Source organism: Algoriphagus machipongonensis, assembly GCF_000166275.1.
GTDB classification, from domain to species: domain Bacteria; phylum Bacteroidota; class Bacteroidia; order Cytophagales; family Cyclobacteriaceae; genus Algoriphagus; species Algoriphagus machipongonensis.
In genome coordinates, this window is sequence record NZ_CM001023.1 from 1703395 (window position 1) to 1727739 (window position 24345).

The following is a 24345-nucleotide window of genomic DNA, read 5'->3' on the forward strand; positions in this document are numbered from 1 at the left end:
ATGGGGGTGGATTATTTGTTTTCTTGGATGCTTTGTAAAATGAATTCTACCAAAGGGCTTGGGTCTTCTAGACTATGGGGGTGATGACCAATACCAGGTTTTGGGATCAATTTAATTGTTCCCCCAGCTTTGGTAAACTCATCCGCTAGAAGAGAAATATTTTCTCGGAAAGGAACGACTTTATCAGATTCGCCATAGACGTTTATAATAGGAATTCCAGCTTTAGCGATCGCAATACTATTGTAGATGGGGATTCCTTTGAAATTCAGTACCGAGGCAGAGTCCAAACCATAGGCTTCAAGGCATTTTTCCCAATCATCTTGACTTCCTTGGCCAGCATATAATCCTCCAGGCCAACTCTTAATGTCACAAACTGGGGCATCTCCATAAATGCTAAAAACTTTATCGGTGTTTTGAGCTGCCCAATTGTAAATTATCAAACCACCTCGACTCATGCCTTCCAAAACAACTTTTTCATTTAGGCTGAATTCCTTCCTGCAATAAGCATAGAAATCATTCCAACGAGTTACGGCTTCTTGGTTTCCAAAAAGACCTGCTACGTCAACATACACCACATGAAAACCTTGTTCCAATAATGCCTTGTCCAATTGTGGTTCATGGCCCCAAAATCTAGCTCTCCAAACCCAGTTTCTTGCTTCATTCGCTTCTTTGGGGAAAACGATTTTTGCATCATGCCCTTGAAAGGTGAATTCTTTGACCTCATACTCTGGGAAAATAGAATTTTGGGCATTTGCCTCGAAGAAGAGAAATAGGCCTATGAATAGAATGAGAAGCTTTTTAGTTAGAGTCATGGATTTTTGATATCAATAAATATTATTCCTCATCTGGTATGGCCATCGTATGATTTCCTACCAGTACACATTTTCCATCTAGATTTACATATGTTCTCATAAAATGATAGGTGGTTGGGCTGGGGCCACGGTCAACTACCGTTATTCCTGTTACCACTGCCACATTGCCTGAAATGGCCACTTTTACATCACTTTGCTTCCTTGATCTGGTATTACTGTTTCCGTTTTCTTTTTGTGCCTTCGCACGTTTAACTACAGCGTCTTTTGTGTCTACCATGGATCCATGATTGTGAACCCAGACAAACTCACTTCCCAAAAGCTCATCCAGAAATTCAGGGTTAGGATGGAGGTTAGCTTCCTCCCATTTGGCATCTAAAGATTTGATGTTTTCCTCCGTCATGCAGGTGTTTTGAGCAAGGGTAAATGAACAAAAACCTAAACAGAGAACTAATAATAGAATAATGGACTTCATTTTAATTATTGGGTTTTGTTATTGAAAGATACTGATTTTCATTTTTTAACTAGTGACAAGGAAAAAGGAGTTCAAATAAAAAGAGCGTAGAATAACCTACGCTCTTATCTTCTAAACTTTCAAAAAGTATTCTAAATTTTTTTAGTGAGGTAATTACATTTCAATCGTCAAGCGGTTCTCTTTTTTAAGTCCTTTATTGACTTTCGGGACAGTGTTTTTTATCACTAGATCTCTTTCAGTTTTAAGCTTGTCAACCATGGATAAGTAATAGTCAAACTGAGCTTTTTGGTCTCCAGTCCAAGGACCTATGTAATTGCTGGTTTGATAATATAATGTCCTGATTCTACTGCTAAGTTCTCCGTATTTTCGGATGATTTCCTTTAGTGGTGCAGCATCATCTTGATCATACTCTATTTTCTCTTCCTCCAGTTTTTCTAATTGCTCTTCTAGCTTTTGGATTCCTTTTCCATCTTCTGTTACCTGAGTACTTAATTCCAAAACTTTCATTTGAGAATCAGTCCATTCCTTTCTTACATCCAGTGAAATATCCAAACGTGGGTCATCACTTACTCTGAATTGCTTCTCATAAGTTTGACCGTTTACTTCTAATTGAGCGGTATAAAGGCCTGGTAAAACAGAGGGGCCTCGCATTCTGGACCTGCCATTTCCTTCTTCTCCAGTTTTATATTGCAATTGCCACATCACTCTATGAAGCCCTGACTTATTTTTTGCTTCAACCTCATCTACCAAAGCTCCATTTGTATCCAAGATTTTGATGGAAATGGCATCGCTAGCGACAGAATCCTGTAGGTAGTAGTCTATAGCAGCTCCAAAATCAGGGTTTTCACCTCGGTAATACATATCACCTGTATGTGCGCCATCGTTGGTGTAATTGATGATTTCTGCATCAGCGATAGAGAATAGGGCAGCTGATTGTTGTAAGACTTCTGGAGTCATTTCCTGAAGAGCACTGATATGATCCAATATCCAAACTCCTCTTCCGTGTGTCGCAAGCACTAAGTCATTATCTCTAGGGTGAATCACCAAATCATTAAATGGTAGTGTTGGCATATTGCTTTTGAATTCAACCCAATGTTCACCCTGATCTATGGAGATAAAAAGTCCCAGCTCAGTGCCTAAGTATAATAAATTGGGGTTTTTTGGGTCTTCTCTTAGTGTTCGCGTAACTCGGTTGGCTGGTAAATTACCTTCTACCGATTTCCAGGTTTTACCATAATCTTCTGTTTTATAGATGTAATTATTGAAATCATCATTTCTATAATTATTGATGGTAACGTATGCTGTACCGGCAGCGTGACTGGATGGTTCAAAAGAATTGATCCAAGTTTCCTTAGGCAAACCTTCTAATTTGCTACTGACGTCATTCCAGGTTTTTCCACCATCCCAAGATACTTGAAGTAAGCCATCATCAGTTCCGGCATAAAGCATTCCCGGTGTAAATAAATCCTCAGCAATGGCTGTTAAGGTTGGATAGTAGGGGATGCCATCATCTAGAGAAGCTGTATTTTCATCAGGTCTTTGGCCCATAATCAGAAGTTCACGACGGTTTACCTTTGTGGTAAGGTCTCCCAAAGAGGTCCAAGTAACGCCATTATCGGTGCTTTTCCAGAGTACATTGGTTCCGGCATAAATAGTGTTTCCATCATGGTGCGATAAAAAGAAGGGACCATCCCAATTTCCAGGTGCCATAGCATTGCCTAATTCTGGCTCGGGAAGTCCAGGTCCCCAAGCGTCCCAGTTCCTTCTAGCACCGATTCTTCCTTTAGGATCTCCGGGCCGGATCTCTTGTTTTTGGCCGTTTTTCATATTGAGCCTGGAAAGCCCTAAATACTGGGATTCTGTGTAGACTACCTCTGGATCATTTCGGTCAACCAGATTCAAAAAGCCATCGCCACCTCCCAACCGTTTCCAGTCTTCATTTAGAATGCCCGAGGAACGATACGTTTCACTTGGGCCAACCCAACTACCATTGTCCTGCAGGCCACCATAAACATTGTATGGTTTAGCATTGTCTACAGAAACTCTGTAGTATTGGCTAACGGGAAGGTTGTTGATGAAAAGCCATTTTTTTCCTCTATCATAAGAGATACCAATACCTCCGTCATCCCCTTTGATTACATGGCGGGAATCTTCTGGATTAACCCAAAGAATCCTGTCATCTCCATGAAGAGATTGTCTCGGGGCTGTAAAGGTTCTTCCACTATCACTGGAATAACTATACTGATTCATCATGTAAATCCTTGACTCGTCACTGGGATCCACCAAGGGCTGAGAGGCATACATCGGTCTTGGATTCCAATCACTCATCAACTCCCAACTCTCACCTTTGTCCTGACTTCTATATAAACCAGCTCTTCTTTCATTGTAAGCAGTGGAGGCATTGTATTGAAATCCTTGTTCCAATGAAATAAATACCACTTCAGGGTTCTTTCGATAGATGGAAATACCAATACGTCCATAATCTCCATCTGGAAGTCCATTGGTTAGCTCTTTCCAGGTTTTTCCACCATCTGTAGATTTATGCAGACCACTTCCCGGCCCTCCTCCATGAAACCCATAGGGTTTTCTTCTTCGCTGATAAGTGGCAGCATACAGCGTATTAGGATCGGATGGATCCATGGCCACATCCACTACACCAGTGTCCTCATCCACATAGATCAGTCGATCCCAGGTTTTTCCACCATCTTCGGTTTTATACAGACCTCGCTCTTCATTAGGCCCCCATAAATGGCCCATTGCAGCAACATAAGCTACCGCGGTGTCAGTGGGATGAAGCACAATTCTTCCAATATGATGGGAATCTTTTAGTCCCAAGTGCTCCCAGGTTTTTCCTCCATCATGTGATTTGTAAACACCATCTCCCCAAGAATTACTTTGGCGGTTAGCTCTCTCTCCAGTACCCACCCAAAGGATATTAGGATGGTTTTGATGTAGAGCAATTGCACCTACAGAATGAGTGTTTTCATTTTCAAAAACAGGTTCAAAGGAGACGCCATTATTGCTAGTCTTCCAAACTCCTCCGGTTGCTGTTGCTGCATAAAAAGTGTAGGGGTCAGATTCATCTACCGCAAGGTCCACAATTCGCCCACTCATGGTGGCAGGTCCAATATTCCTAAGGGGTAGTCCGTTTAATAATTCGCTTTTCAATTCTTGGCTTTGGGCATAGAGCGATAAGCTCATGCAAAGCAAGAGAAGTAAGGATTTAACTTTCATAAGGTTGGTTTTCGGTATAAGGTTGAATTTAATCAGTTGAACCGATTCTTCCTTTCCTTTTTTGAGGAATGGCAAAGACATTTAAATTTTTGGAAGCTGTGTCAAGAGTTGATTGGCACAATGAAATTCATGCTAAATCACATGATATAACATCAGGCTTTTCCGAGCTTTTTTTTCTTGGTTTTTCTTTTGTTCCACCAGACCAAAAAGCCTGTTATAGGCAAGGACGCACCGATCAAGGACGCCAGACAGGCTAAAATTCTTCCTGGTAGTCCCCAGACGCTTCCGAAATGAATATCATAAACCAGCCCATTGATTTTGCTGAAACTACTACGATTTTCAGCAAGCCCATTTTGGAAGTTGCCCTGAAGGGGTTCTCCAGTGTATTGATCATGATAATAGAAGTCAACTGCATTGATCCCAGCCTTTGGTCGGATGACCGAAAGTTGAATCGCCTCATCCTCTTGATGAGGAATATTGATCCCCACCTCAGCACCAGTATAAGTGTTGTGATATTCTTTTATCAGTTTATTCAAGATCTCGTATTTGTTCCTGTTTGATTCATTTTCCAGAACTGTAGAAATTGGCTTATCCCAAGTGATTTTATTTTCTCCGCTGATTTCTTTCAGGCTTTCCCTTACCACTTCAAAACCCCAGAAAATACCAGTGCCAATGGTGAAAATAAGAATCCAGGTGGCATAGAATCCGAGGATATTGTGTAAATCATAATTCAGCTTTTTTGGGGAGGCTGTCCATTTGATGGAGAACTTCCCTTTGCTAGGCTTTCCTCTTGCAGGCCACCAAATCACTAAACCTGTGATCAACATAAACATGGCCATCAACGTCACCCAGTGAACAATTTCGCGACCTGGAGGGCCCAACAATAAGTTTCTATGTAGGTTTTTCAGTTTACTGATCCATCCCTTATTCATATCCTGTAAGTGGATCAGCTCTCCCGAATAGGGGTTTATATAGGCATGAAAATAGGTGCCAGGCACATAAATCAATACTTCTATGGCACTTTCCTTGTCCCTGTACAAAGCCGTCCGGAAATCTCCTTCCGGAAAGTCCTTCTCCAAAGTATTTTTGATGTCAGATATAGAGATAAAAGGTTGTTCTTCTGGTTTGATTTCCTGATGAAAAGCTATTCGACTAAACTCTGGTTGCCAAGTGTAAATGGCTCCTGAGAGTGCGATAATAAAAAATAATAAGCCTGTGATCAGTCCTAAATAAAGATGGATTTTAGCGATGAACTTTCGAAGGGTCATTTTTAAAGGGTTCAATTCTAAAAATTTAGAGAATTTTTGTGGAATGAAAGCCTTTTGGGAAAAAAAATGGAGCTTTGGGAAAACTATCTTTTAGGGATTTGATATCTAGTTTGTGTCATAGGAGCAGTTTCATCGCTAAGCAATTTAAATAAAATAGGGTCGCTTAGGATCTTAGAAAAAGTGCTTGTTTTGCCATCCAACATCACTTGTTCATTTACCAAACGGATGCTATGACTATAATCCACATACCAATCCACATGTCCGCTATAAACCGGCTGAATAGGATTGCCGTCTAATTTATGCCAACCGTAAATTACCACTCGATCGGTTCCTTCTACCAAACGATTGGAAAGAATTACATCCTTTTTAATTCCTGCAATCAATTGTCCATTTTGACCATTGGCTTCCTTCTTTTGCTTTTCTATCTGGCTATTGTGGAGGATAAACTTTTCCACACTTTCATTTTCCCGGCCAACTGGTTTGTAGAAAAATGGATCTAGCTTGACAGAAGCATTTTCATAAATGTGATCGGAGATTTTTGCTGTAATCAAAGAGCCACCAAATACATCTGCTAGTCTCTGAGCAGTATAAGGGTTCATTGGGATGCGACAGTAATCTTCATTGCTGCCAACAGCCAAATAATCCGGCATGACTTCGTAAATCAACTCATGTGATTGGCCAAGTGAATCCGTAAAATTGGCTTTCAGACGAATCGGGTTTCTTAGAAAATCAGGCATATTTCCAGAAGCCAAAGCTTTAAAAATCTCCTCTTCACGCTCTTCCAATTCCAAGGGAATTATACGTTTCATAAAAGCCGATCCAGTTTCTGCATCAGGATTTCTTTCAGGGATTTTCAAAGAAGGAATGCTGCTTTGGGCAAAGGTGATCAGGGGAAAAAGAAAGAAGAAGAGAAAAAGTCGGCTTCGCATTTATCTTAACAATGGGATTTATTCCTGCCCAATTTAGTAATGTCTTTCACTTCAATGTAAATAATCTCTTAAGAAAAAGAGGGATTTCACTTAAATCAGAAAGGAGATAAGGGAGAAGCTTCATATATGAAAACAACACTTTAAAAGTCTTATTTAAAGAGTTGAAGTTTTACTATTCTTCATTCTGTAAGGAATTGACAGGATTGTTCCAGGCAGTCTTGATCGCATGATAACCCACAGTGAGAAAGGTCAATCCCAACATCAGCAAGGCTGTGAGTAAGAAAAGCGTCCAGTTAATGTCTGTGTGGAAAGTGAATGAAGATAGAAATTGCTGGATGATATACCAGGCAACAGGAAATCCAATCACCAAACTTACTAATACCAATAGAGCGAAATCGCTACAAAGTAAAAGTGAAAGACTTCTTGAAGAGGCTCCAAGCACTTTTCTGATGCCGATTTCTTTGGTTCTTCTTGCTGCAGTGAAGGAAGCCAGACCAAATAGACCAAGACCGGAAATCAAAATAGCGATCATGGTAAAGGAAAGTGCCAGTTTCCCGATGACTTGCTCATTTTGGTATTCTTTTTCAAAAACCTCTTCCAAAAAGGAAAATTCAAAAGGATAGTCCGAATTGTATTTTTTAAAAACTGCCTTGACCTGATCGATCGAGGCAGTCATGGAGTTTTGATCGGATAGTTTGATGAAATAATGCGATCCCAGATTTTCTGAAAACATAAAGATCATCGGTTCAATATCAAATTTTAGGTTGTCATTGTGAAAGTCTTCAGTGATCCCAATAATATACCCCTTACCATTCCACATTTCCAACTCTGTTCCCACTGCCGTCTCAAGGTCTAAGCCCATTGCTTCAGCAGCTTTTTTGTTGATGATATAGTTTGAAGCATCTTGTGCTCCCAGAAAATTTCTTCCCTTGCTCACTGCAATATTCAGTGTAGGAATGAATGCTTCATCGCAACGGAAAATCTTAAAATTGATATTTGATCGCTCAGATTTCCCTGCCCAAATGGGGTCACTCGTTGTAATAGGAACAGAAAATATACTGTTGCCGCCAAAAGCAATATTCTCTACGCTCGATAGCTGCAACATTTCATTTTTTATTCCATCGTAGCTTTTGACAATCCCCTCATTTTGATCCACGACGATGATGTTCTCTTTGTTGAAACCAAGGTTTCTATCGCTGATATAGCTTATTTGCTTATAGATAGCAATGCTGCTGACAATTAAAATTGCGGAGGCAGTAAACTGAGTAATGACCAAAACTCTTCGCATACCCTGACCTTTGAGAACTGATCGACTGTCACCTTTCAGAACGGTGATTGGGTTGAATCTTGATAGAATAAATGCTGGATAAGCTCCTGAAAGTAATCCTGTCAGAATCGTGATGGAAAAAAGGCCCAGCAAGAAAACAGGATTTGTCAAGTCCAGTTCAAGTGTCTTTTCAGTCAACTGATTAAAAAAGGGTAGGAGCAGTTGCACCAGAATAATCGCAAATCCCAAGGCCATCCAAGAAAGAAGAACCGATTCAGTGATAAACTGAATGACCAGTTCGGACTTATTGGCACCAATAGATTTTCGAATCCCAACTTCTCTACCTCTTGATCCCGATCTCGCCGTGGCTAAATTGATAAAATTGATACAAGCCATGATCAGAATCAGAATCGCAATCGCCCCAAACAGGTAGATCTGCTGGATTCTTCCTCCTGCAGGAACTCCATTTTCAAACTCCCCTTGAAGTCTGAGTTGATCGTATGGATAAAGAAATGGTCGAGTCGTACATTCCGAACAGTTTTTCTGGATCAGGTCCCCAATTTTATTGGATGGGTTTTCTGCATTTTCATCCAGCAAAACTGTGGTTCTTGAAGCTCCACTAGCCCAGTTTTGCATCCAAGGATTTTGTTCAAGATATAGGGCAAAGGGAGCAACAAAATCGAATTGTAAAGTGGAGTTATCAGGAATGTTTTCAAAAACACCTGCGACAGTCAACTCCTGATCTTCGCCCAGCTGAATGGTCTTTTCTATTGGATCTTCTTCCTGAAAAAGCTTTTGCGCCAGATCTTCTGAAATAAAGAGGGTGTTTTTTCTACCCAGAAGTTGGTCGGTACTTCCCTTGATCAGAGGAAAACTGAATAGCTGAAAGAAGTTGGGGTCCGCATATATCCCCACCTCATTAAATCCTTCCTCCTTGTATTTTACCAAGTGGGCGGTTTCATAACTGTATTGAGTCGCCAACTTGATTTCGGGAATTTCATTGACTAGTGTCTCCTTTATTCTTGAAGGGTTTGCGGCATAGGTATCGATAATGCCATCAGGCCGCTGGTTATTGACCATGACACTGTATATCCTGTCTCCATTTGCATGGAATTTGTCAAAGGAAACTTCATCCAGAATCCATAAAAAAATAAAGATACTTGCTACTATCCCCGAAGTAAGCCCGAGGATATTGATCAGCGTATACCCAGAATGTCTTCTTAGGTTTCTAAATGAGGTTTTGATGTAATTCTTCCACATAACAAGTCAAAATTCGAAGAAAAAAAGTTCTTTCTTCTAATGATGCCAAATAAAATCCAAAATGCATGCCCCTCTGAAATCCACTTTGGATGCAATCAGGAAGGTTTTTCGAATTTGCACAAAAAATTCTTCGGACAGAATTGTTCGATATTGGGAAAAATCCAGGGCCTTCAAAGTTGATTTGACTCTAGATCTTTCTTTCAATAAGTATAGATTCTCCCCAGAGAAAAATTGAAGAAAAAAGACTCTAAGGAATCGAAAGAATGGATTCGACCGATGGATGATCCCCATAATGTTTTCCATAATAAGCCATCCGGATAATTCCATCCGGATCAATCAGAAAGCTTGCCGGCATCAAAGTAGGGTCTGAGTCAATGTCCATTTTTTTGTTGGATTGAATCAAGGCTTCCCAAATCAGTCTAGGTTGCTTTAGCAATCTAATCGCTCCCATCATGGAGGATTCTGTGACACCATAGGCCTGATACCATTGCTTTTTTGGGTCGGAAAGGATTGGGAAAACAGCAGAATCGGGATTGGAATGCTCCAAAAGTAATTCTTTTTTAGAAGGCCAGATCGTGATGATTTCTATCTGCTTTTCCTTGAATTTAGGATAGTTCCTGATCAATTCATTCGTTCTCAGATTGCAAAATGGACAGCTTGCAAATCGATGGAAGGAAAGGTAAACCCATTGTTTCTCATTTGGAACTTTTATGTCATTTTCCCATAAATCCTTTCCCTGAATAATCGGTGCAGTGGCACCTACTTTTAATAAATTTTTCATGCGTATGCTTTCGAAGTAAGGATTTTTAGAATTAATGTTTGAATGACAATCAACAAAGGGACGTAAATGGAAACTGTGAAATAATTGGCTCCCAAATCCAAGAGATAGACTTTTTCCTTCATGGCCAAAGTCAAAACAAGTATCATATCTGCGATGCTCACGATACTAAATGTCCAAATCATCGGATTGGCAACAGACTGTTTATACCGCAAGAAAAACAAAGCAATCAAAGCAAAGATGGAGGACAGAAAGTCTCCGTAAGCCACCGTTTCTTTGAGATATAATGGAAATTCTGATGAGACTTGGTCGGGCATAAATAAGGAAAGGGGCAGATACCGAAAGACATTGATCCAGAGGAAAATTGTCATGAAATCGAATTTGGTTTCACGACTGATTTTCGGGAGAACATGCCATTTGAGGATCAGCCAGAAGATAAGCAGACTGAAGCTGCACTGCAGGGCGAGAACTAAGAAGGGATTCATCATTTTGTTTTGGAATTGTACTTCACAAAACTATCTTACAGAATCTCCTTGCAACTTGGATGAAAAGTCCAGATTTCAGGACTTATGGTTCAAGGTTTAAATTTCCTTTTGCTGATGGGATTTCCGATAGTCGGAAGGCAAAACTTCGAACTTCTGTTGGAATGCCCGTGAAAAATAGGAGCTGTCTTCGTAGCCAATCTGGAAACTGATTTCATTGATAGAGTAGGAGGAGTACGCCAATAGATCCGCGGCCTTTGCCATGCGTTTATTTCGGATATAATTCGCAGGACTATCTCCAAAATGCTTCTTAAACTCTCTTTTAAAAGTAGAGAGGCTTTGTCCAGCGAGTGAAGCCAATTGCTCTAGTGTAAGATTAGAGAAAAGATGAGTTGCCATTACTTCAGAAATACTGGCTTTCTGGGGAGTGAATAAATGGCTATAAAGATCCATTATGCTGGCAGCAGCTTCCGTCTGTAATAACAAAAGAACCAGTTCCTTCACTTTCAGGTAAAGAATTTCCTGGCTGGCCATTTTGGGGTTTTCGAAATAGAAGTCCAGACTCTGAATAAAATGATCGATTACATTTTTCTGAGAAATCCGGTAGGTATATTGATTTGAAGTAGAATTCTTTTGGAATACTTCCACCTCCTCATGAAAAATCTGCTGGAGTATTTCCGGGAAAAAGTGCACCACAAAAACCTCGCAAATGCCTGTTTGGCTGTTTTCGATCAAGTCAGCAAAATAAGTTCCGCATTTCAAAAGCACACTTTCTCCCTCATTGATCTGTACTTGTTCTGTGGGTGCTGAGATCTGTGACCCGCCCTCACTGAAGTATAGAAAACAGGCTTCGTTCTGGAAAACTGGGCTTTGCCTCAAAGGAGGGAGAACCTGGAGCTTCTCGATAATCGTTTTCCCGTTCAGCTCAATATGTTGCCTGTTTTTGACCATTTTCTGGATTAAAGAAAGAAAAAAAATCGTATCAATCAGAAACCTGAAAATTTCAAGTCCAGATTCCGTTCATTTCTGTCAAAATCTCCGGTTCACTGTCGGTAATCAAAATGGTGTGCTCATGCTGTGCCATAAAACCGCCCTTATTTCCTACCATCGTCCAACCATCCGAAAGGGTGTCCGCAAAAGTGGAATCCGTGGCAATAAAAGTTTCGATTGCCACCACCGAATTCTTCTTAAAGCGGGTTCGGTTAAACTTATCTCTGTAATTGGCGATTTCGGAGGGCTCTTCATGTAGGCTTCTTCCCACGCCATGTCCAGTAAGATTTTTAATGACTTTGTAGCCACGTCGCTTGGCTTCTGTCTCCATCAAATGTCCTACATCCGAAATTCGAATTCCTCCTTTGATGGCCGAAATGGCTTTTTGAAGAATGTCTTTGGAAGCATCAACCAATTCCTGATGGCCATGAATGTCAGGTCCCAAAACAAAGGAATTCCCATTGTCAGACCAGAAACCATCCAACTCAGCGGAAACGTCAATATTCACTAAATCACCTTCCTGTAGGATTCTTTTTTGTGATGGGATGCCATGGCAAAATTCCTGATTCACGCTGATGCAAGTCCAACCTGGAAAACCATAAGTCAAATAGGGTGCTGATTTTGCCCCGAAATCTGCCAACACTTTCGCTCCAAACTCATCCAATTCTTTGGTGGAAATTCCGGGACGGGCAAAAGCGGTCATTTCTTTCAAGGTGCTGGCCACTGCTTCGCTGGCCTTTTTCATACCGTTTAGTTCTGACTCATTTCTGATGGACATAGTGGATCGGTTTTGATGGACTTTAGAATTTAAACAACCAATGTATGGGGTTTTAAGTTTGCTATGGTGGATTTTTCTTCCTTCTAATTGGATCATCCAAAAAACAAGGAAAAGGTTAGTAGAAGTATCTGCAGAAAGGGAAATAAAAAAACACCATAAAAGATGAGTGTATACGGAAAATTAGGAAACCCAAATGAAAGAGGATGCGTTGTAGCACAAATAAATTAGGAAATAATAAGTATTGAGATAAGCGTTATTTACGTTCCTAATGTGACTACTTTTGCCGCATACAATTCCTGCTTAATGATATTAGATTTACTTACTGCGATGCTTTGGAGCATGTCTCCTTTTGGTGAAGCCAAAGTTGGGATTCCTTACGCTTTGTTCAATGGGGTGAATATTTATTTGGCATTGATTTTTAGCTTTTTGGCCAATCTGTTGGTTTTCCCCTTTATGAATTTCTTTTTCGATAAGGCCAATCGTTACTTCCTAAAATGGTATTACTATAAGAAGGCGGCGCTATTTGTGGGTCGCCGGGCAAAGGCAGGAGCTGGAAAAAATGTCGAGAAATATGGTTTCTGGGGTCTTATATTTTTTGTGGCTTTGCCAGTACCGGGAACAGGCGTTTATGCTGGGTCTATTGCTGGATATCTTTTTGGGCTGGATCGTAAAAAAGCATTTTATGCCAATGCCATCGGAATTCTCATTTCTTGCCTGATCGTTTGGGCGGCTACGCTTACAGCAATGAAGATTTGATGAGGAATTGGAATTTAAATTCTTGAAATTAAAAAGGTGTTTCATGCTCTTCGAGATTTATAATCTCGAAGCTTTATCTGAAGATTTTCAATCTTCAAAATTTAAATGTTTCTCTTTTTACAAGGATTAAAAATCCAATGATATTGGTTCAGGATTTGTAATCCTGAACAGCGAACAAATTCTATTGTCCTAAATTAATTCATCCTATAATAAGTCTTTTAACCCTTTTTCCTCATAATAAAAACAAAGCCTGAAGTACCACCATTCCCATTATGTTGGTTAGTTGTCACCATCGTTTCTACAAGTACAAACCCTAGGCCTGACATATAATTTAAAACGGAGGCATAAGAAGTCTTTTCAGATAAAATTTCCGAAAGCTTTTCCCCTTCAATAATTTGTTCGGGATTGTCGCCAAAATCAACTTTAACATTCAGCTTGTCGGAAAATGGATCGCCGGTTATAGAAATAAAGGCATAGGGATAATTAAAGCCCTTTGCAGTCGAATGTTGGCTAATAAAAAAGAGTGCTACTAGGAGAACTATAGATGCCAAGTGATTTTGTTTTTCCATTTCAGATTAATGTTAAGTAGGCCTATCTATTAATTTATTAGGTTGGTAGGACTTTGTTTTTCAACGTGCCAATTCAAAAATAGGTTAGCCTAAATATCTCGTGTCGATTTGAAGTAGAAAAAACTGCTCTCAGACTTAAGTCTGACCGTCTAAGTAGCGACGCTGATAGCGATGAAGATTTTATTAGGAATTGAGTTTCAAATTCTAAAAAAGAAGAAAGTGTTTCAAGCTCTTCTAGATTTTTATTCTCGAAGCTTTATCTGAAGATTTATAATCTTCTAAATTTTAATTCTTCTCTGTTTTCCAGGATTGAATATCCATTGAAATTGGTTCAGGATTACAAATCCTGAACAGCGGAAATTTCAAATTCTTGAAAATAAAAAGGTGCAGTTAGTAACTACACCTTTTGGAGAGCTAAGCTCCTTTAATCCTAGAAAGCCTAAACCGCTACTGGCATAGAGACTACTACAGGCAAGATGACAGTATGCTTTTCGATTGCTACTTTTTGCATCACCTCGGGATCTCCCAAAACTTCTTGCATCTTAGCCATATCAGTCACTTCAGCTACTAAAACTATTGAATTGGGATCATCAGTGTCCTGAAACGTCTGGAAGCTGGTGCCGAATTGGGAGAAGATTTCTACTCGGTCTGAATGACCTGTCATCCAGGTATCAAAATCGCCTACTTTGTGGCGCATTACTACTGTGGGCATGGGTTATTGAATTAAAATGATTCCTACTCATTTGGCTTTTCGGATTTCGCCCCCTGAAAAATCAGACAGGGAAGATCTGGTGTAGAAAAAAAATCTCGCTCCAGTTTCCTGAAGTTACCAATTCTGTACGAAAAATTTCAAAATTAAATTATTGATAATCAATAATTTAAAAGAAATATATAGTCCATGTGAAATTCCGAACTCAGTGTATAGAAGTTCAGGGTTAGAGAGTAAACGTTGAATGTTCAGTTACAAAATTTTATACTCAGAGAGAGAAGTTTCAGGGTCAAAGAGTGAACATTCAGTATAAAAGAATGAATTCTTACTGTTTTAGTGTGATAGAATAATTACCTACTTGTCCTGAAGTCTTTTTTGGTTTCGTAACTTTTTATTTCTGTTTTAAGTATATACTTTTAGTAACACTTAAGACGAAACCATGAAAACTTTATCCCTAAAACTAGACGATGAAATCTTTGAAGAAACCGAGGAGGTTTTGAAAGAAAAAGGCATGGCGAGAAATAGGTACATCAATGAAGCAGTTGATTTTTACAATCGCTACTATCATAGAAAGAAATTGGCCAGAGCCTTTGAAAAAGCAAGTGGAATGGTGAGTGAATCTTCCATGGATATCAATGCTGAATTTGACCAACTGATGGATGAAGGAGCAGTTTGATATCTGGTTGGTGAATTTAAATCCAGCAAGAGGAACAGAGCCAGGCAAGATCCGTCCAAGTGTCATCATTCAAACAAATTTGCTTAATCAGGTGGGACATCCATCCACTCTTATTTGCCCGATTACTTCACAGATTTCTGAGGATGAAAATATTCTTAGAGTAAAAGTCGATCAAAAGGAAACGGGTTTGGATCAGGATTCCGAAATTTTAGTCGATCAAATCCGGGCTTTGGATAATCGTCGTTTTCTGGAAAAACTTGGAAAAATCAGTAAGGAAAAAGCCTTAGAACTTCAGGAGAAGTTAAAAGCTTTGATGGATTTTTAGTGGAGAAGTTTTAAAATCTTGAAAATAAAAAGGTGTAGTTTCAAACTACACCTAGTGGAGGTGCTTTCAAAAAAAAGTTGAATGCTGTATGAATTCAAAGTTTTAAAACGATTAATTTAATCTGTGTATTTTGTATGAATCAAAACACCTTACATGTCTCTAAATAAAATTCTGGTCATTATATTTTTTGTGATTCCGGGTTCATGCAAAGTAAAAAGGTCAGAGATGCAAGAAGTAAGATCTGATATAGAATATAAACTTGGCAATTTTGACTTGGTAATTGAACATCTTGATAAAGCAATTGAGCTTATGCCAACCAACAGCAGATTGTATTTTAAAAAAGCTAATTGTTTAATTTCTTTGAAAAAGTTTCAAAAAGCACTAAAGGTAATTAACCAATCCATTGAGCTTGGAGAACCAACAGATTTACATTATTTAAAAAAAGCTGAAATATTCCTCGAATTAGATCAGAAGGACTCTTCATTTTTTTATTATGATTTTTCAATCCGAATTTCAAAGAAGCCAGAAAGAGTCTATGAAAGTAGAGCTAAATCTAATTTTAAATTAGGGTTTATCGATTTTGCACTTTCTGATATAAACAAGGCTATTCAGATCAATCCTGGTTACATTGAAGGTTACAATACAAGAGGTGAAATTTATTATGATTCCTCGGAATACGAAAAAGCCATTCCAGATTTTTCTTATGTGATAGAAAATTCAATAGATGATAAGGTCTTAACTGGATCTGCTTTTGTTCACAGGGGAGGAAGTTATCTTAAAACTGGGAAATTGAAACTTGCCTGTGAAGATTGGAAAATGGCAGTTGAGTTAGGGATGAATCAGGCCACAGTCTTAATTGATGATTTTTGCAATTAAATAGAATGTTTGTTTTTATGAGTCTAGTAATTGCAAATTTTTGAAAATAAGAAGGTGTAGTTAGAAAATACATCAAGGGGACTGAGAAGAAAGTCTAAGAAATGGTGGTAAAAGTATAATGGTTATTATGGATAAAGGGAAAACATTAACTCAAAAAGATAATCTAGTTTTTCAATCTCATTGTATGGTTGCTTTTATTCAAGAATTGGCCAATGCCAATTTTTTAAAAAGTCCTAGCTACGAATGGGTGAAGTTCAATGATAAAGACCTCAAATTTTTTATTCGAGATCAAATAGGTATTCTTAACCAAGGGACAGTTTTATTATTTCTATACGCGATGTTAGTTGTTCCCAAAGAATTAATACATAGTGAATATCAAGTAGAATTTGGGGAACTAGAATCCTGGTTAAAAGAGAGGATTTCTGATTTTGAGTCAACTTATAAAAATAAACAGATTAAATTAAATGAAGTTAATCTTTTAGACAAGATTAGAAATTCAGTCTCCCACGCTACAGTTGTTTTTCATAAAAATCTTAAAATCGAATTTGTAGACAATTATGGTTCAAGTAATACCTCATTTAAACTATTAATGACTGACTTCCCTGAATTTCTTCAAAAACTACAAAATATTTTCAAAAGGTACTTTGAACAATTCAGATCGAAATAATTACAAGTCCACTTTTAATTAAAGTTTCCTGCTCTTCGAGATTTACAATATCGAAGCTTGGTCAAAAGATTTACAATCTTCTACCTTTATAAGTTTCTCTTTTTACCAGGATTATAAATCCTGAACAGCGGAATGCAGGCAAAGAAGTATTAGCACTGGATCTTTTCCCTACTGGTCAAAATGGCCTTATTTGATGGTATTACCAAGTCGTTTCTCCTTCGGCGAACGTGCGTAATAAGGGGATATATTTTAGGAATAGTCCCTATTCCTGAGAACAGTTCTGGTTTGCCATATCCTCAATGGTTGGGTTAAAGCTGTTGGACTTGGTTAAAAAAGCCACTGAGTTTTGGTGGGTTTTTACAAAATCCGCCAAGACACAAAAATTGACCAATGAATCGTTAGAGTAAATTCTAATATCCTCAGAAGAAGAAAGTGCACTTAAAGCATTGATATTGGTAAGCCGAATATTATTTAAAATAAGCAGTTGAGGTACTTTTTGTAGACTTTCTAAGCCTTCCAAATTGGTAAGTAATGAATTGTTGGAGATAAATAATTGAATTCCAACGCTGTTTAAGCTACCAAGATTTTTAAGTGAAGTAAGCTTACTATTGTTGGTGATTCGGATCGATTTGGAAACACTGTTCAAATTGTCTAGTCCTGCCAAAGAAGTTAGATTGAGGTTGTACTCAATTTCCAAAAACTCCAATTCTTGTAGGTTTTCCAAGCCTTGAAGGGAGCTTAGATTGTTATTGTTTTTAATGATGATCCCATTAACAGATTTTAGATTTCGTAAGCCATTAAGATTCTCTATATCATGGGCATAGTTGATGACTAAATTACCAGTGATGGTTTCATAATTTTGTACCACAGGATTTTCTAAATCCTCAGAAGATCGAATTTCCAGGTTTCCATCAAGTTTGGTTACCTGGTTTGTTGGATCATCCTCATTGGAACAGCTAAATAGGCTAAAGAGTAATACGAATGAAAATAGCTTTAGTAAAGTAGTCATTTTGAAGTATTTGGGTTTGATTCTGGTTTCATGAAACAGTGCTCGAAAACAGGCTGTTTTATGGATTCCAATTGTTTTTGGGTTTATTATTTCTTTTATTCTTTGAGAAGATAGACCAGTCCATTTCTATCAAATGGTTCTTTAGTTTTTCAAAAAGAAGCCCGAATCTCTTAAATCTATTTTAACTCACCAATAAAGTTGAGGGAATTTTCGGTTCAAAAATTGCCCTTTAATCCATCAAAAAAAGTGAGTTCTTGAAATATAATTTCTGAGTAAGAATTTAAGATTTTGGGATTGCTTACACTTAAAGTATCTTTATGGCCACAACATTTAAATCAATATCCGTGACAAGTAAAACCGTAAAAGTAGGTTTAGTCCAGCTAAGCTGTTCCTCTGATGTAGCTGAAAACATGACGAAAACCATTGCAGGTGTTCGTGAGGCAGCTGCAAAAGGAGCACAAGTAGTCGTATTACAAGAACTTTTTAGATCCTTGTATTTCTGCGATGTGGAGGATTATGAGAATTTCAAACTGGCAGAGGCTATCCCTGGCCCTTCAACTGAGAGCTTAGGTTCTTTGGCGAAAGAATTGGGAGTTGTGATTGTTGCTTCCCTTTTTGAGAAAAGAGCTGAAGGACTTTATCATAACACAACGGCAGTATTGGATGCTGACGGTGCTTATTTAGGAAAGTATAGAAAAATGCATATTCCGGATGATCCGGGCTATTTCGAAAAATTTTACTTTACTCCAGGTGATTTGGGCTACAAGGTTTTTCCTACCAAATTTGGAAATATCGGAGTCTTGATCTGCTGGGATCAGTGGTATCCGGAAGCAGCAAGAATCACAGCTTTGAAAGGAGCGGACTTCTTGGTTTACCCAACTGCAATCGGCTGGCACAAGGATCAGGATGGCCTGACCAATGACGAGCAATATGGCGCTTGGCAGACGATCCAGCGTTCGCATGCTGTTGCCAATGGCATCCCTGTCGTTTCCGTCAACCGATGTGGCATCGAAGGTGATATGAAATTCTGGGGAGGTTCTTTCGTAGCCAATCCTTTTGGAAGAGTGATTTTTAAGGCTTCTCATGAGGAAGAGCAAATTCACGTCGAAGAACTTGATTTCGCAAGTTCCGATCGATATAGAACGCACTGGCCATTCTTGAGAGATCGTAGAATTGATTCTTATCAACCCATTACCAAACGATTTTTGGACGAAGAATAGCATCCATGACAGATATTTTTGAATTAGCAAAATCCGGAGATGTAACTCCTTCTGAATTAGGTTATTATTTCCCGGCTGAATTTGCTCCTCATGCCAGCACTTGGCTGAGTTGGCCACATAAGGAAGATTCCTGGCCAGGAAAAATCCATACGATTTACCCTGCCTATTCGGAATTTATCAAGATCGTCGCCCAAGGTGAAAAGGTCAATATCAATGTGGCTGATGAAGCGATGAAAGCCTTTGCAACAAAGCAATTAGTCGATGCTGGTGTGAATTTAAGCCAAATAAATTTTCATCTATTCCCGACGAACGATGCTTGGTGCCGTGATCATGGCCCTGCATTCCTGATCAATCCAAATGCCGATGAGAAGAAGGCTTTGGTAAAGTGGAATTACAATGCCTGGGGAAATAAATATCCGCCACATGACCTGGACAATCAGATTCCTTATCGAATTGCTGAGCATTTGAATATCCCTTGTTTTAATGCTGGGATTGTTATGGAAGGTGGTTCTGTGGAATTTAATGGCAAGGGAACCCTTTTGACCTCCCGTGCTTGCCTGCTCAATGAAAATAGAAACCCACATTTGATTCAATCTCAGATTGAGAAATACCTATGTGACTTTTATGGAGTTCATAATATACTCTGGGTAGAAGATGGGATCGTTGGGGATGATACAGATGGTCATATCGATGATATAACCCGTTTCGTCAATGAGGACACAGTTGTGACTGTAGTAGAGGAGAACAAGCTTGATGAGAATCACTTCTTATTAGAAGAAAATCTTCAACTGCTTAAGCAGATGCGTTTGGAGGATGGGAAGCAATTGAATATTGTGGAGCTACCCATGCCAGAGGCAAAGTATTACGAAGATCAACGTTTGCCAGCCTCCTATGCGAATTTCTATATCGCCAATGAGGCGGTAGTAGTTCCTACCTTCCGAGATAAAAATGACCAAAAAGCATTGGATATTTTAAGTGATTGCTTCAAAGACCGTAAGGTCGTAGGAGTGGACTCGCTGGATATCATCTGGGGCTTAGGTAGTTTTCACTGCTTAAGTCAGCAGGAACCGGCGGTTTAATCATCTTTTTTGATAATTGTACCGTCACTGCGAGCGGAGCGTGGCAGTCCCGCTAAATAGTTCGAGATTGCCACGTCGTCGTTCCTCCTCCCTGTAATGACGTTTCAAAATATATCTTTTTGTATGAGAAGGATTTTATTATTACCGTCATTGCGAGCGCAGCTTGCGGAGCGTGGCAATCCAGTTGAATAAGACAGGATTGCTAGGGTCGTTCCTCCCTGGCAATGACGTTTCAGAATATGTCTTTTAGTAAGAGCAGGTTTCTGTTTTTGTCGTCACTGCAAGAGGCGCTTTCGGAAAGTGGCAGTCTAGAGGATTGAATCTGAGGTGTTTTTTGTCAATAACCTTTACCACTCTTTTATTTCATCCCACAAATCTTTCCATTTTGGATTAATGGAATTGATCAATTCCTCTTTCTTTTTTCGGCTTTTGCCTTTGATTTGTTTTTCTCGATTTATTGCCTCTTCAATGGAATGAAAACGTTCATAATACACTAGCCTATTCAAGTTGTATTTAGAAGTAAAAGCATGTGGGTTTAGACCATCTCTGTGTTCAGAAACTCTCCTGAAAAGATCATTGGTTACACCTGTATAAAGCACAGTATTTCGAGTATTTGTCAAAATATAAACTGCTCCTCCTTTTTGCATCATTTGAATTTAGAAAAATAAAATTTTTATAGAATTTCGGTAAAACTATGTGATGCTACAATAATTACGAGATTGCTTCAGTCGTTCCTCCCTCGCAATGACGTTTCCATATATATCTTTTTGTAAGAGTAGGATTCTGTTATTACCGTCATTGCGAGCGCAGCTTGCGGAGCGTGGCAATCCAGTTAAATTATACAAAATTACTTTTTACTACCTCCTCACAATGACGGTCTAATTCACGAGATTGCTTCGGTTGTTCCTCCCTTGCAAAGACGGTCTAATACACAAGATTGCCACGTCGTCGTTCCTCCTCCTCGCAATGACGGTAGAAATGCCAGGGCTGCCTACTGCCTACTGCTCACTACGACTGCCTACTGCCTACTGTTCACTGCCAATTGCGACCTACCTTCGGTAGGCAAGCTGCCGACCGCTCACTGCCCACTGATCACTCTTCCATCCTCCATTTCAATAATCCGGTCAGTGCCGTCAGCGAATTCAGGGTCGTGTGTCACGATCAGCATGGTCTGGTCAAATTCCTGAGCCAGCTCTTTGAACTTATTAAAAACGATATCTGAATTCTTTTTGTCCAGATTTCCTGTTGGTTCATCCCCCATGATCAATAAAGGATCATTGATCAATGCCCTGGCAATAGCTACTCTCTGCTTCTGCCCTCCAGAGAGTTGATATGCTTTTTTTAAGGCATGATCTCCCATTTCAAAAATTTTTAGCTTTTCCAGCGCCCGGTGTTCCAACTCCTCACGGGAATACTTCCCAAGTTTTAATCCCGGAATCATGATGTTTTCCAAAACGGAGAATTCATTCAACAGGTAATGGAATTGAAAAACAAAACCGATCTTTTCATTTCTGATTTTCGCAAGGTGGTTATGGGACTTACCGCTGATCATCTCCTGATCCAGCCTGAGTTCCCCAGAATAGTCTGTGTCCATCGTGGATAGGATATAAAGTAGGGTGGATTTACCGCAACCAGATTTTCCTACCACAGAAACAAACTCTCCCCGGTTGATCTGAAAAGTCACTTTTTTCAAAACCTGAGTCTTTACCGGATTGTAAAAAAACTTATCGATGTTTTGGGCTTCCAAAACAGATTTAACCTCCTGTTTCATTTCCCTCTAATTATATCAACTGGATCTACTGAACTGGCTTTTCTTGCAGGAAAATAGCCTGCAAAATAGGTCGTGACTACACTAAATATTCCACCTATTAAATAATATTTGGGGTTAAAATCTACCGGAAAGGTCTTTATAGTCGGTAATGCTTCTGTTTCAAAAGGGATTCTTTCTATCCCCAAACAGGCAAAATACCCCAAAATCAAACCTACACCTCCTCCGATAATTCCTATTGCCAAAGCGATCGTAATAAAAATTCTTTTTACGTCCGGAGCATTGAATCCTATGGCCTTTAAGATGGCAATGGTATCCAGTTTTTCATAAATCATCATGTTTAGGATATTATAAATCCCAAAGCCAGAAACCACAAGTAGTGTAATGCCTACCGCATAGCTAATCAATGTTCGGATATAAGTACCCGTTTCAAACTGTGCATTGACTGTTTGAATGTCATCAGCATCTATTTCGAAAATCTCGGCATATTCTTTAGCCATTTCTGGAGCTAGGTCTAAATCCGTTAGTTTAACCTGAATATCTGTGACGTAAGAGGCAGGCTCTCCAAGCATTTTTTGCACTGTTGAGATAGAGGCAAAGCTATTGGCATTGTCAAATTCGCCTAGTCCGGATTGATAATAGCCTACAACTTTCAATTGGATCTTGTTTCCTTGTGCTGATGTAGCCTGAATCACATCTCCAATATCCGCAAGCATTCTGTCTGCAGCACCTTTACCTAGAATAATACTGTTGGTTTGTTTTAAGTCTTCGTAATTGCCAGTGGTTACATAATCATTAAATGCAAATAGATCTGTTTCCTTGTCCACATCTATTCCATTGACAATGCCAGTGATATCTATCGTCCCAACATTAAAAAACACTTGCGAAGCAATTTTGGGACTTAATCCAATGACCCTTGGGTCAGCTTTCAGGGTTTGTATGATGGAAGCACTGTTGTGTATGGATAATCTGCTGGTACTCGGACGGATGGATCGAATGAAATTTAGTGAATTGGAAAATTCATCACTTAAATCTACCGGTTGCTCAGGATTTGGCTTTATCTCATTGTAGAATCTTATGTGGGGCGTTCGGTTCAGGACTAATCCATCGAGCATTTCATTTAGGCCATTCATGAATCCCAACAAGGTGACAAACATGGTAATGCTAAAAGTGACACCAATTGCAGCTACCAAAGTTTGCTTCAGGCGAGCAGTCATTAAAGCCTGCGAAATCTCTATGATCAAGCTCCACTTCATCTACTTGGCTTGATCAAAACCGTAGACTCGTCTATCCCTTCTAAAATTTGGGCGAATTGATAGTTTTTAATCCCAACTTTAACAGGGATCGTATCCTCATTTTCATTGATGACCAAAGAGTCGAAGAGTAGGTAGTTTCTTGGGATGACTTTCGCCTTAATCCTGACTTCTGTGATAATATTCGCCTCTAAACTTAGGTTGGGGTAAAGCTGCGGAGGAGCTTTGGTGAATTTTGCCTCTACCTTAAAACTTTTAGTTTGAGTATCCATGATCGGATAGATTTTTTGGACCACTGCTTCAAAAGTTTGTTCCTTGTAACTATCCATGGATACCATGACTACTTGCCCCAGTTTAATTTTTGAGATGTCATATTCGTCTACTTGAAGCTCCAATAAGTAATCATCTGCGCTTCCTAATACTGCCAAAGCCACTTGGGGAGTTACCATTTCACCTTTCTCCTTCAGAATTGCATAGACTTTTCCATTGATTTTGCTTTTTAGAACATAATCACTTTCCAATACCTTGCTAATAGCCAAGTTCTTTGATGCATTATTGGAATTAAATTCAATCTCTCTTTTGAGATCTTGATACCGAATCAAAGCTGATTCATAGGCTGTTTTTGAATTCTCCCAATTCAGCTTTTTTTGCTCAAATTCTACATCCGTCCCTATGTTTTGATCATGAAGTGCTTTTTGGCGAACAAAAAGCAATGAGTCGTTTTGCATTTTGCTTTTATTCATATCAATAGCGAGTTGTAGATCACGAAGCTTGGATTGGTTTGCCTGAAGATCTGCATAGGCTTTGTTGATTTCCGCACTTTCTCTACTAAGCTTTTCCCGTTCATTATAGACAGCCAAGAGCGGTGTGCCAATGCTGACAGAATCGCCCTCTTCTACAAAAATCTCCTGAATAGGTCCGCTGGCATTGGTGAAAGCGTCGTATTGATTCACTGCTTTGATATTACCTGAAGCATAAACGGATTCGGTAATTGATTTTATTTCCGGGCTTATTTTATCTGCATCCGAACCACTACATGCAAAGGCTCCTAAAATAGTCGAAGCAAATATTATTGTGTGGAAAAACTGGAACTCAAAGGGATTCTTTTTCATGGGTAATCTTTGAGTGAAAATGGATTTGATTCATTGAAAATAAGGACATTTATGGG

24 protein-coding genes are annotated in these 24345 nt (G+C 39.1%); 7 read left to right on the forward strand and 17 right to left on the reverse strand.

Annotated features, from left to right (window positions below; genetic code table 11):
• Positions 1 to 11: 11 nt before the first annotated feature.
• The 10 genes from ALPR1_RS07375 to map all read right to left on the reverse strand — a co-directional run bounded on the left by ALPR1_RS07375 (position 12) and on the right by map (position 12270).
• Complete coding sequence (locus tag ALPR1_RS07375; RefSeq protein ID WP_008199610.1) at positions 12 to 812, reverse strand: alpha/beta hydrolase family protein; 801 nt, start codon at positions 810 to 812, stop codon at positions 12 to 14.
• A 22-nt stretch (positions 813 to 834) separates the two neighbouring features.
• Positions 835 to 1284 (reverse strand): nuclear transport factor 2 family protein, encoded by a 450-nt coding sequence (locus ALPR1_RS07380; RefSeq protein WP_008199611.1) that lies wholly within the window; start codon positions 1282 to 1284, stop codon positions 835 to 837.
• Between the two features lie 153 nt (positions 1285 to 1437).
• Positions 1438 to 4518 (reverse strand): VPS10 domain-containing protein, encoded by a 3081-nt coding sequence (locus ALPR1_RS07385; RefSeq protein WP_161599221.1) that lies wholly within the window; start codon positions 4516 to 4518, stop codon positions 1438 to 1440.
• 152 nt (positions 4519 to 4670) lie between these two features.
• Positions 4671 to 5786, reverse strand: a complete 1116-nt coding sequence (locus tag ALPR1_RS07390; protein ID WP_008199615.1) for a PepSY-associated TM helix domain-containing protein — start codon at positions 5784 to 5786, stop codon at positions 4671 to 4673.
• A gap of 83 nt (positions 5787 to 5869) precedes the next feature.
• On the reverse strand, positions 5870 to 6715 hold the full coding sequence (locus tag ALPR1_RS07395; RefSeq protein ID WP_008199616.1) for a hypothetical protein: 846 nt from the start codon (positions 6713 to 6715) through the stop codon (positions 5870 to 5872).
• A gap of 172 nt (positions 6716 to 6887) precedes the next feature.
• The gene (locus tag ALPR1_RS07400) at positions 6888 to 9242 is read right to left on the reverse strand and encodes an ABC transporter permease (protein ID WP_008199617.1); all 2355 of its coding nucleotides are present in this window, start codon (positions 9240 to 9242) and stop codon (positions 6888 to 6890) included.
• 247 nt (positions 9243 to 9489) lie between these two features.
• Positions 9490 to 10023, reverse strand: a complete 534-nt coding sequence (locus tag ALPR1_RS07405) for a redoxin domain-containing protein (RefSeq protein WP_008199618.1) — start codon at positions 10021 to 10023, stop codon at positions 9490 to 9492.
• Entirely contained in the window at positions 10020 to 10391 is a 372-nt protein-coding gene (locus ALPR1_RS07410; RefSeq protein WP_237701633.1) for a hypothetical protein, read from the reverse strand. The genes ALPR1_RS07405 and ALPR1_RS07410 overlap by 4 nt, the downstream gene beginning before the upstream one ends.
• Positions 10392 to 10601: 210 nt before the next feature.
• A complete protein-coding gene (locus ALPR1_RS07415; protein WP_008199620.1) occupies positions 10602 to 11453 on the reverse strand; it encodes a helix-turn-helix domain-containing protein in 852 nt (283 codons plus the stop codon).
• 52 nt (positions 11454 to 11505) lie between these two features.
• Entirely contained in the window at positions 11506 to 12270 is a 765-nt protein-coding gene (gene map / locus ALPR1_RS07420) for a type I methionyl aminopeptidase (RefSeq protein ID WP_008199622.1), read from the reverse strand.
• Positions 12271 to 12573: 303 nt separating this feature from the next.
• Here map and ALPR1_RS07425 point away from each other — a divergent pair, with 303 nt between their 5' ends.
• Complete coding sequence (locus ALPR1_RS07425; RefSeq protein ID WP_008199624.1) at positions 12574 to 13026, forward strand: COG2426 family protein; 453 nt, start codon at positions 12574 to 12576, stop codon at positions 13024 to 13026.
• A gap of 218 nt (positions 13027 to 13244) precedes the next feature.
• Here the strand turns inward: ALPR1_RS07425 and ALPR1_RS07430 are convergent, their stop codons facing one another.
• Positions 13245 to 13595, reverse strand: coding sequence for a hypothetical protein (locus ALPR1_RS07430; RefSeq protein ID WP_008199625.1), 351 nt, complete (start codon positions 13593 to 13595; stop codon positions 13245 to 13247).
• Between the two features lie 439 nt (positions 13596 to 14034).
• On the reverse strand, positions 14035 to 14307 hold the full coding sequence (locus ALPR1_RS07435) for a hypothetical protein (RefSeq protein WP_008199627.1): 273 nt from the start codon (positions 14305 to 14307) through the stop codon (positions 14035 to 14037).
• Positions 14308 to 14743: 436 nt separating this feature from the next.
• On the opposite strand from ALPR1_RS07435, the gene ALPR1_RS07440 reads away from it, so the two are divergent.
• From ALPR1_RS07440 to ALPR1_RS07455, 4 genes are all read left to right on the forward strand, one after another.
• Positions 14744 to 14980, forward strand: coding sequence for a hypothetical protein (locus ALPR1_RS07440; protein ID WP_008199630.1), 237 nt, complete (start codon positions 14744 to 14746; stop codon positions 14978 to 14980).
• A complete protein-coding gene (locus ALPR1_RS07445; RefSeq protein WP_008199632.1) occupies positions 14964 to 15305 on the forward strand; it encodes a type II toxin-antitoxin system PemK/MazF family toxin in 342 nt (113 codons plus the stop codon). Before ALPR1_RS07440 ends, ALPR1_RS07445 begins: the two co-directional genes overlap by 17 nt.
• Positions 15306 to 15458: 153 nt before the next feature.
• On the forward strand, positions 15459 to 16181 hold the full coding sequence (locus tag ALPR1_RS07450) for a tetratricopeptide repeat protein (protein WP_040302630.1): 723 nt from the start codon (positions 15459 to 15461) through the stop codon (positions 16179 to 16181).
• Positions 16182 to 16308: 127 nt separating this feature from the next.
• Positions 16309 to 16848, forward strand: coding sequence for a hypothetical protein (locus ALPR1_RS07455; protein WP_153231776.1), 540 nt, complete (start codon positions 16309 to 16311; stop codon positions 16846 to 16848).
• Positions 16849 to 17110: 262 nt separating this feature from the next.
• Here ALPR1_RS07455 and ALPR1_RS07460 read toward each other — a convergent pair whose 3' ends face one another.
• Entirely contained in the window at positions 17111 to 17857 is a 747-nt protein-coding gene (locus tag ALPR1_RS07460; RefSeq protein WP_008199638.1) for a leucine-rich repeat domain-containing protein, read from the reverse strand.
• Between the two features lie 317 nt (positions 17858 to 18174).
• Between ALPR1_RS07460 and ALPR1_RS07465 the strand changes: the two genes are divergently transcribed.
• Together ALPR1_RS07465 and ALPR1_RS07470 are read left to right on the forward strand one after the other, a co-directional pair.
• The gene (locus tag ALPR1_RS07465) at positions 18175 to 19077 is read left to right on the forward strand and encodes a carbon-nitrogen hydrolase (RefSeq protein WP_008199640.1); all 903 of its coding nucleotides are present in this window, start codon (positions 18175 to 18177) and stop codon (positions 19075 to 19077) included.
• Between the two features lie 5 nt (positions 19078 to 19082).
• On the forward strand, positions 19083 to 20156 hold the full coding sequence (locus ALPR1_RS07470; protein ID WP_008199642.1) for an agmatine deiminase family protein: 1074 nt from the start codon (positions 19083 to 19085) through the stop codon (positions 20154 to 20156).
• A 347-nt stretch (positions 20157 to 20503) separates the two neighbouring features.
• Here ALPR1_RS07470 and ALPR1_RS07475 read toward each other — a convergent pair whose 3' ends face one another.
• The 4 genes from ALPR1_RS07475 to ALPR1_RS07490 form a co-directional block, all read right to left on the reverse strand.
• Complete coding sequence (locus ALPR1_RS07475) at positions 20504 to 20806, reverse strand: GIY-YIG nuclease family protein (protein ID WP_008199643.1); 303 nt, start codon at positions 20804 to 20806, stop codon at positions 20504 to 20506.
• A gap of 428 nt (positions 20807 to 21234) precedes the next feature.
• Entirely contained in the window at positions 21235 to 21927 is a 693-nt protein-coding gene (locus ALPR1_RS07480; protein ID WP_008199645.1) for an ABC transporter ATP-binding protein, read from the reverse strand.
• Positions 21924 to 23180 (reverse strand): ABC transporter permease, encoded by a 1257-nt coding sequence (locus ALPR1_RS07485; protein WP_008199647.1) that lies wholly within the window; start codon positions 23178 to 23180, stop codon positions 21924 to 21926. Before ALPR1_RS07485 ends, ALPR1_RS07480 begins: the two co-directional genes overlap by 4 nt.
• Entirely contained in the window at positions 23177 to 24289 is a 1113-nt protein-coding gene (locus ALPR1_RS07490) for an efflux RND transporter periplasmic adaptor subunit (protein ID WP_008199649.1), read from the reverse strand. Before ALPR1_RS07490 ends, ALPR1_RS07485 begins: the two co-directional genes overlap by 4 nt.
• Positions 24290 to 24345 lie beyond the last annotated feature (56 nt).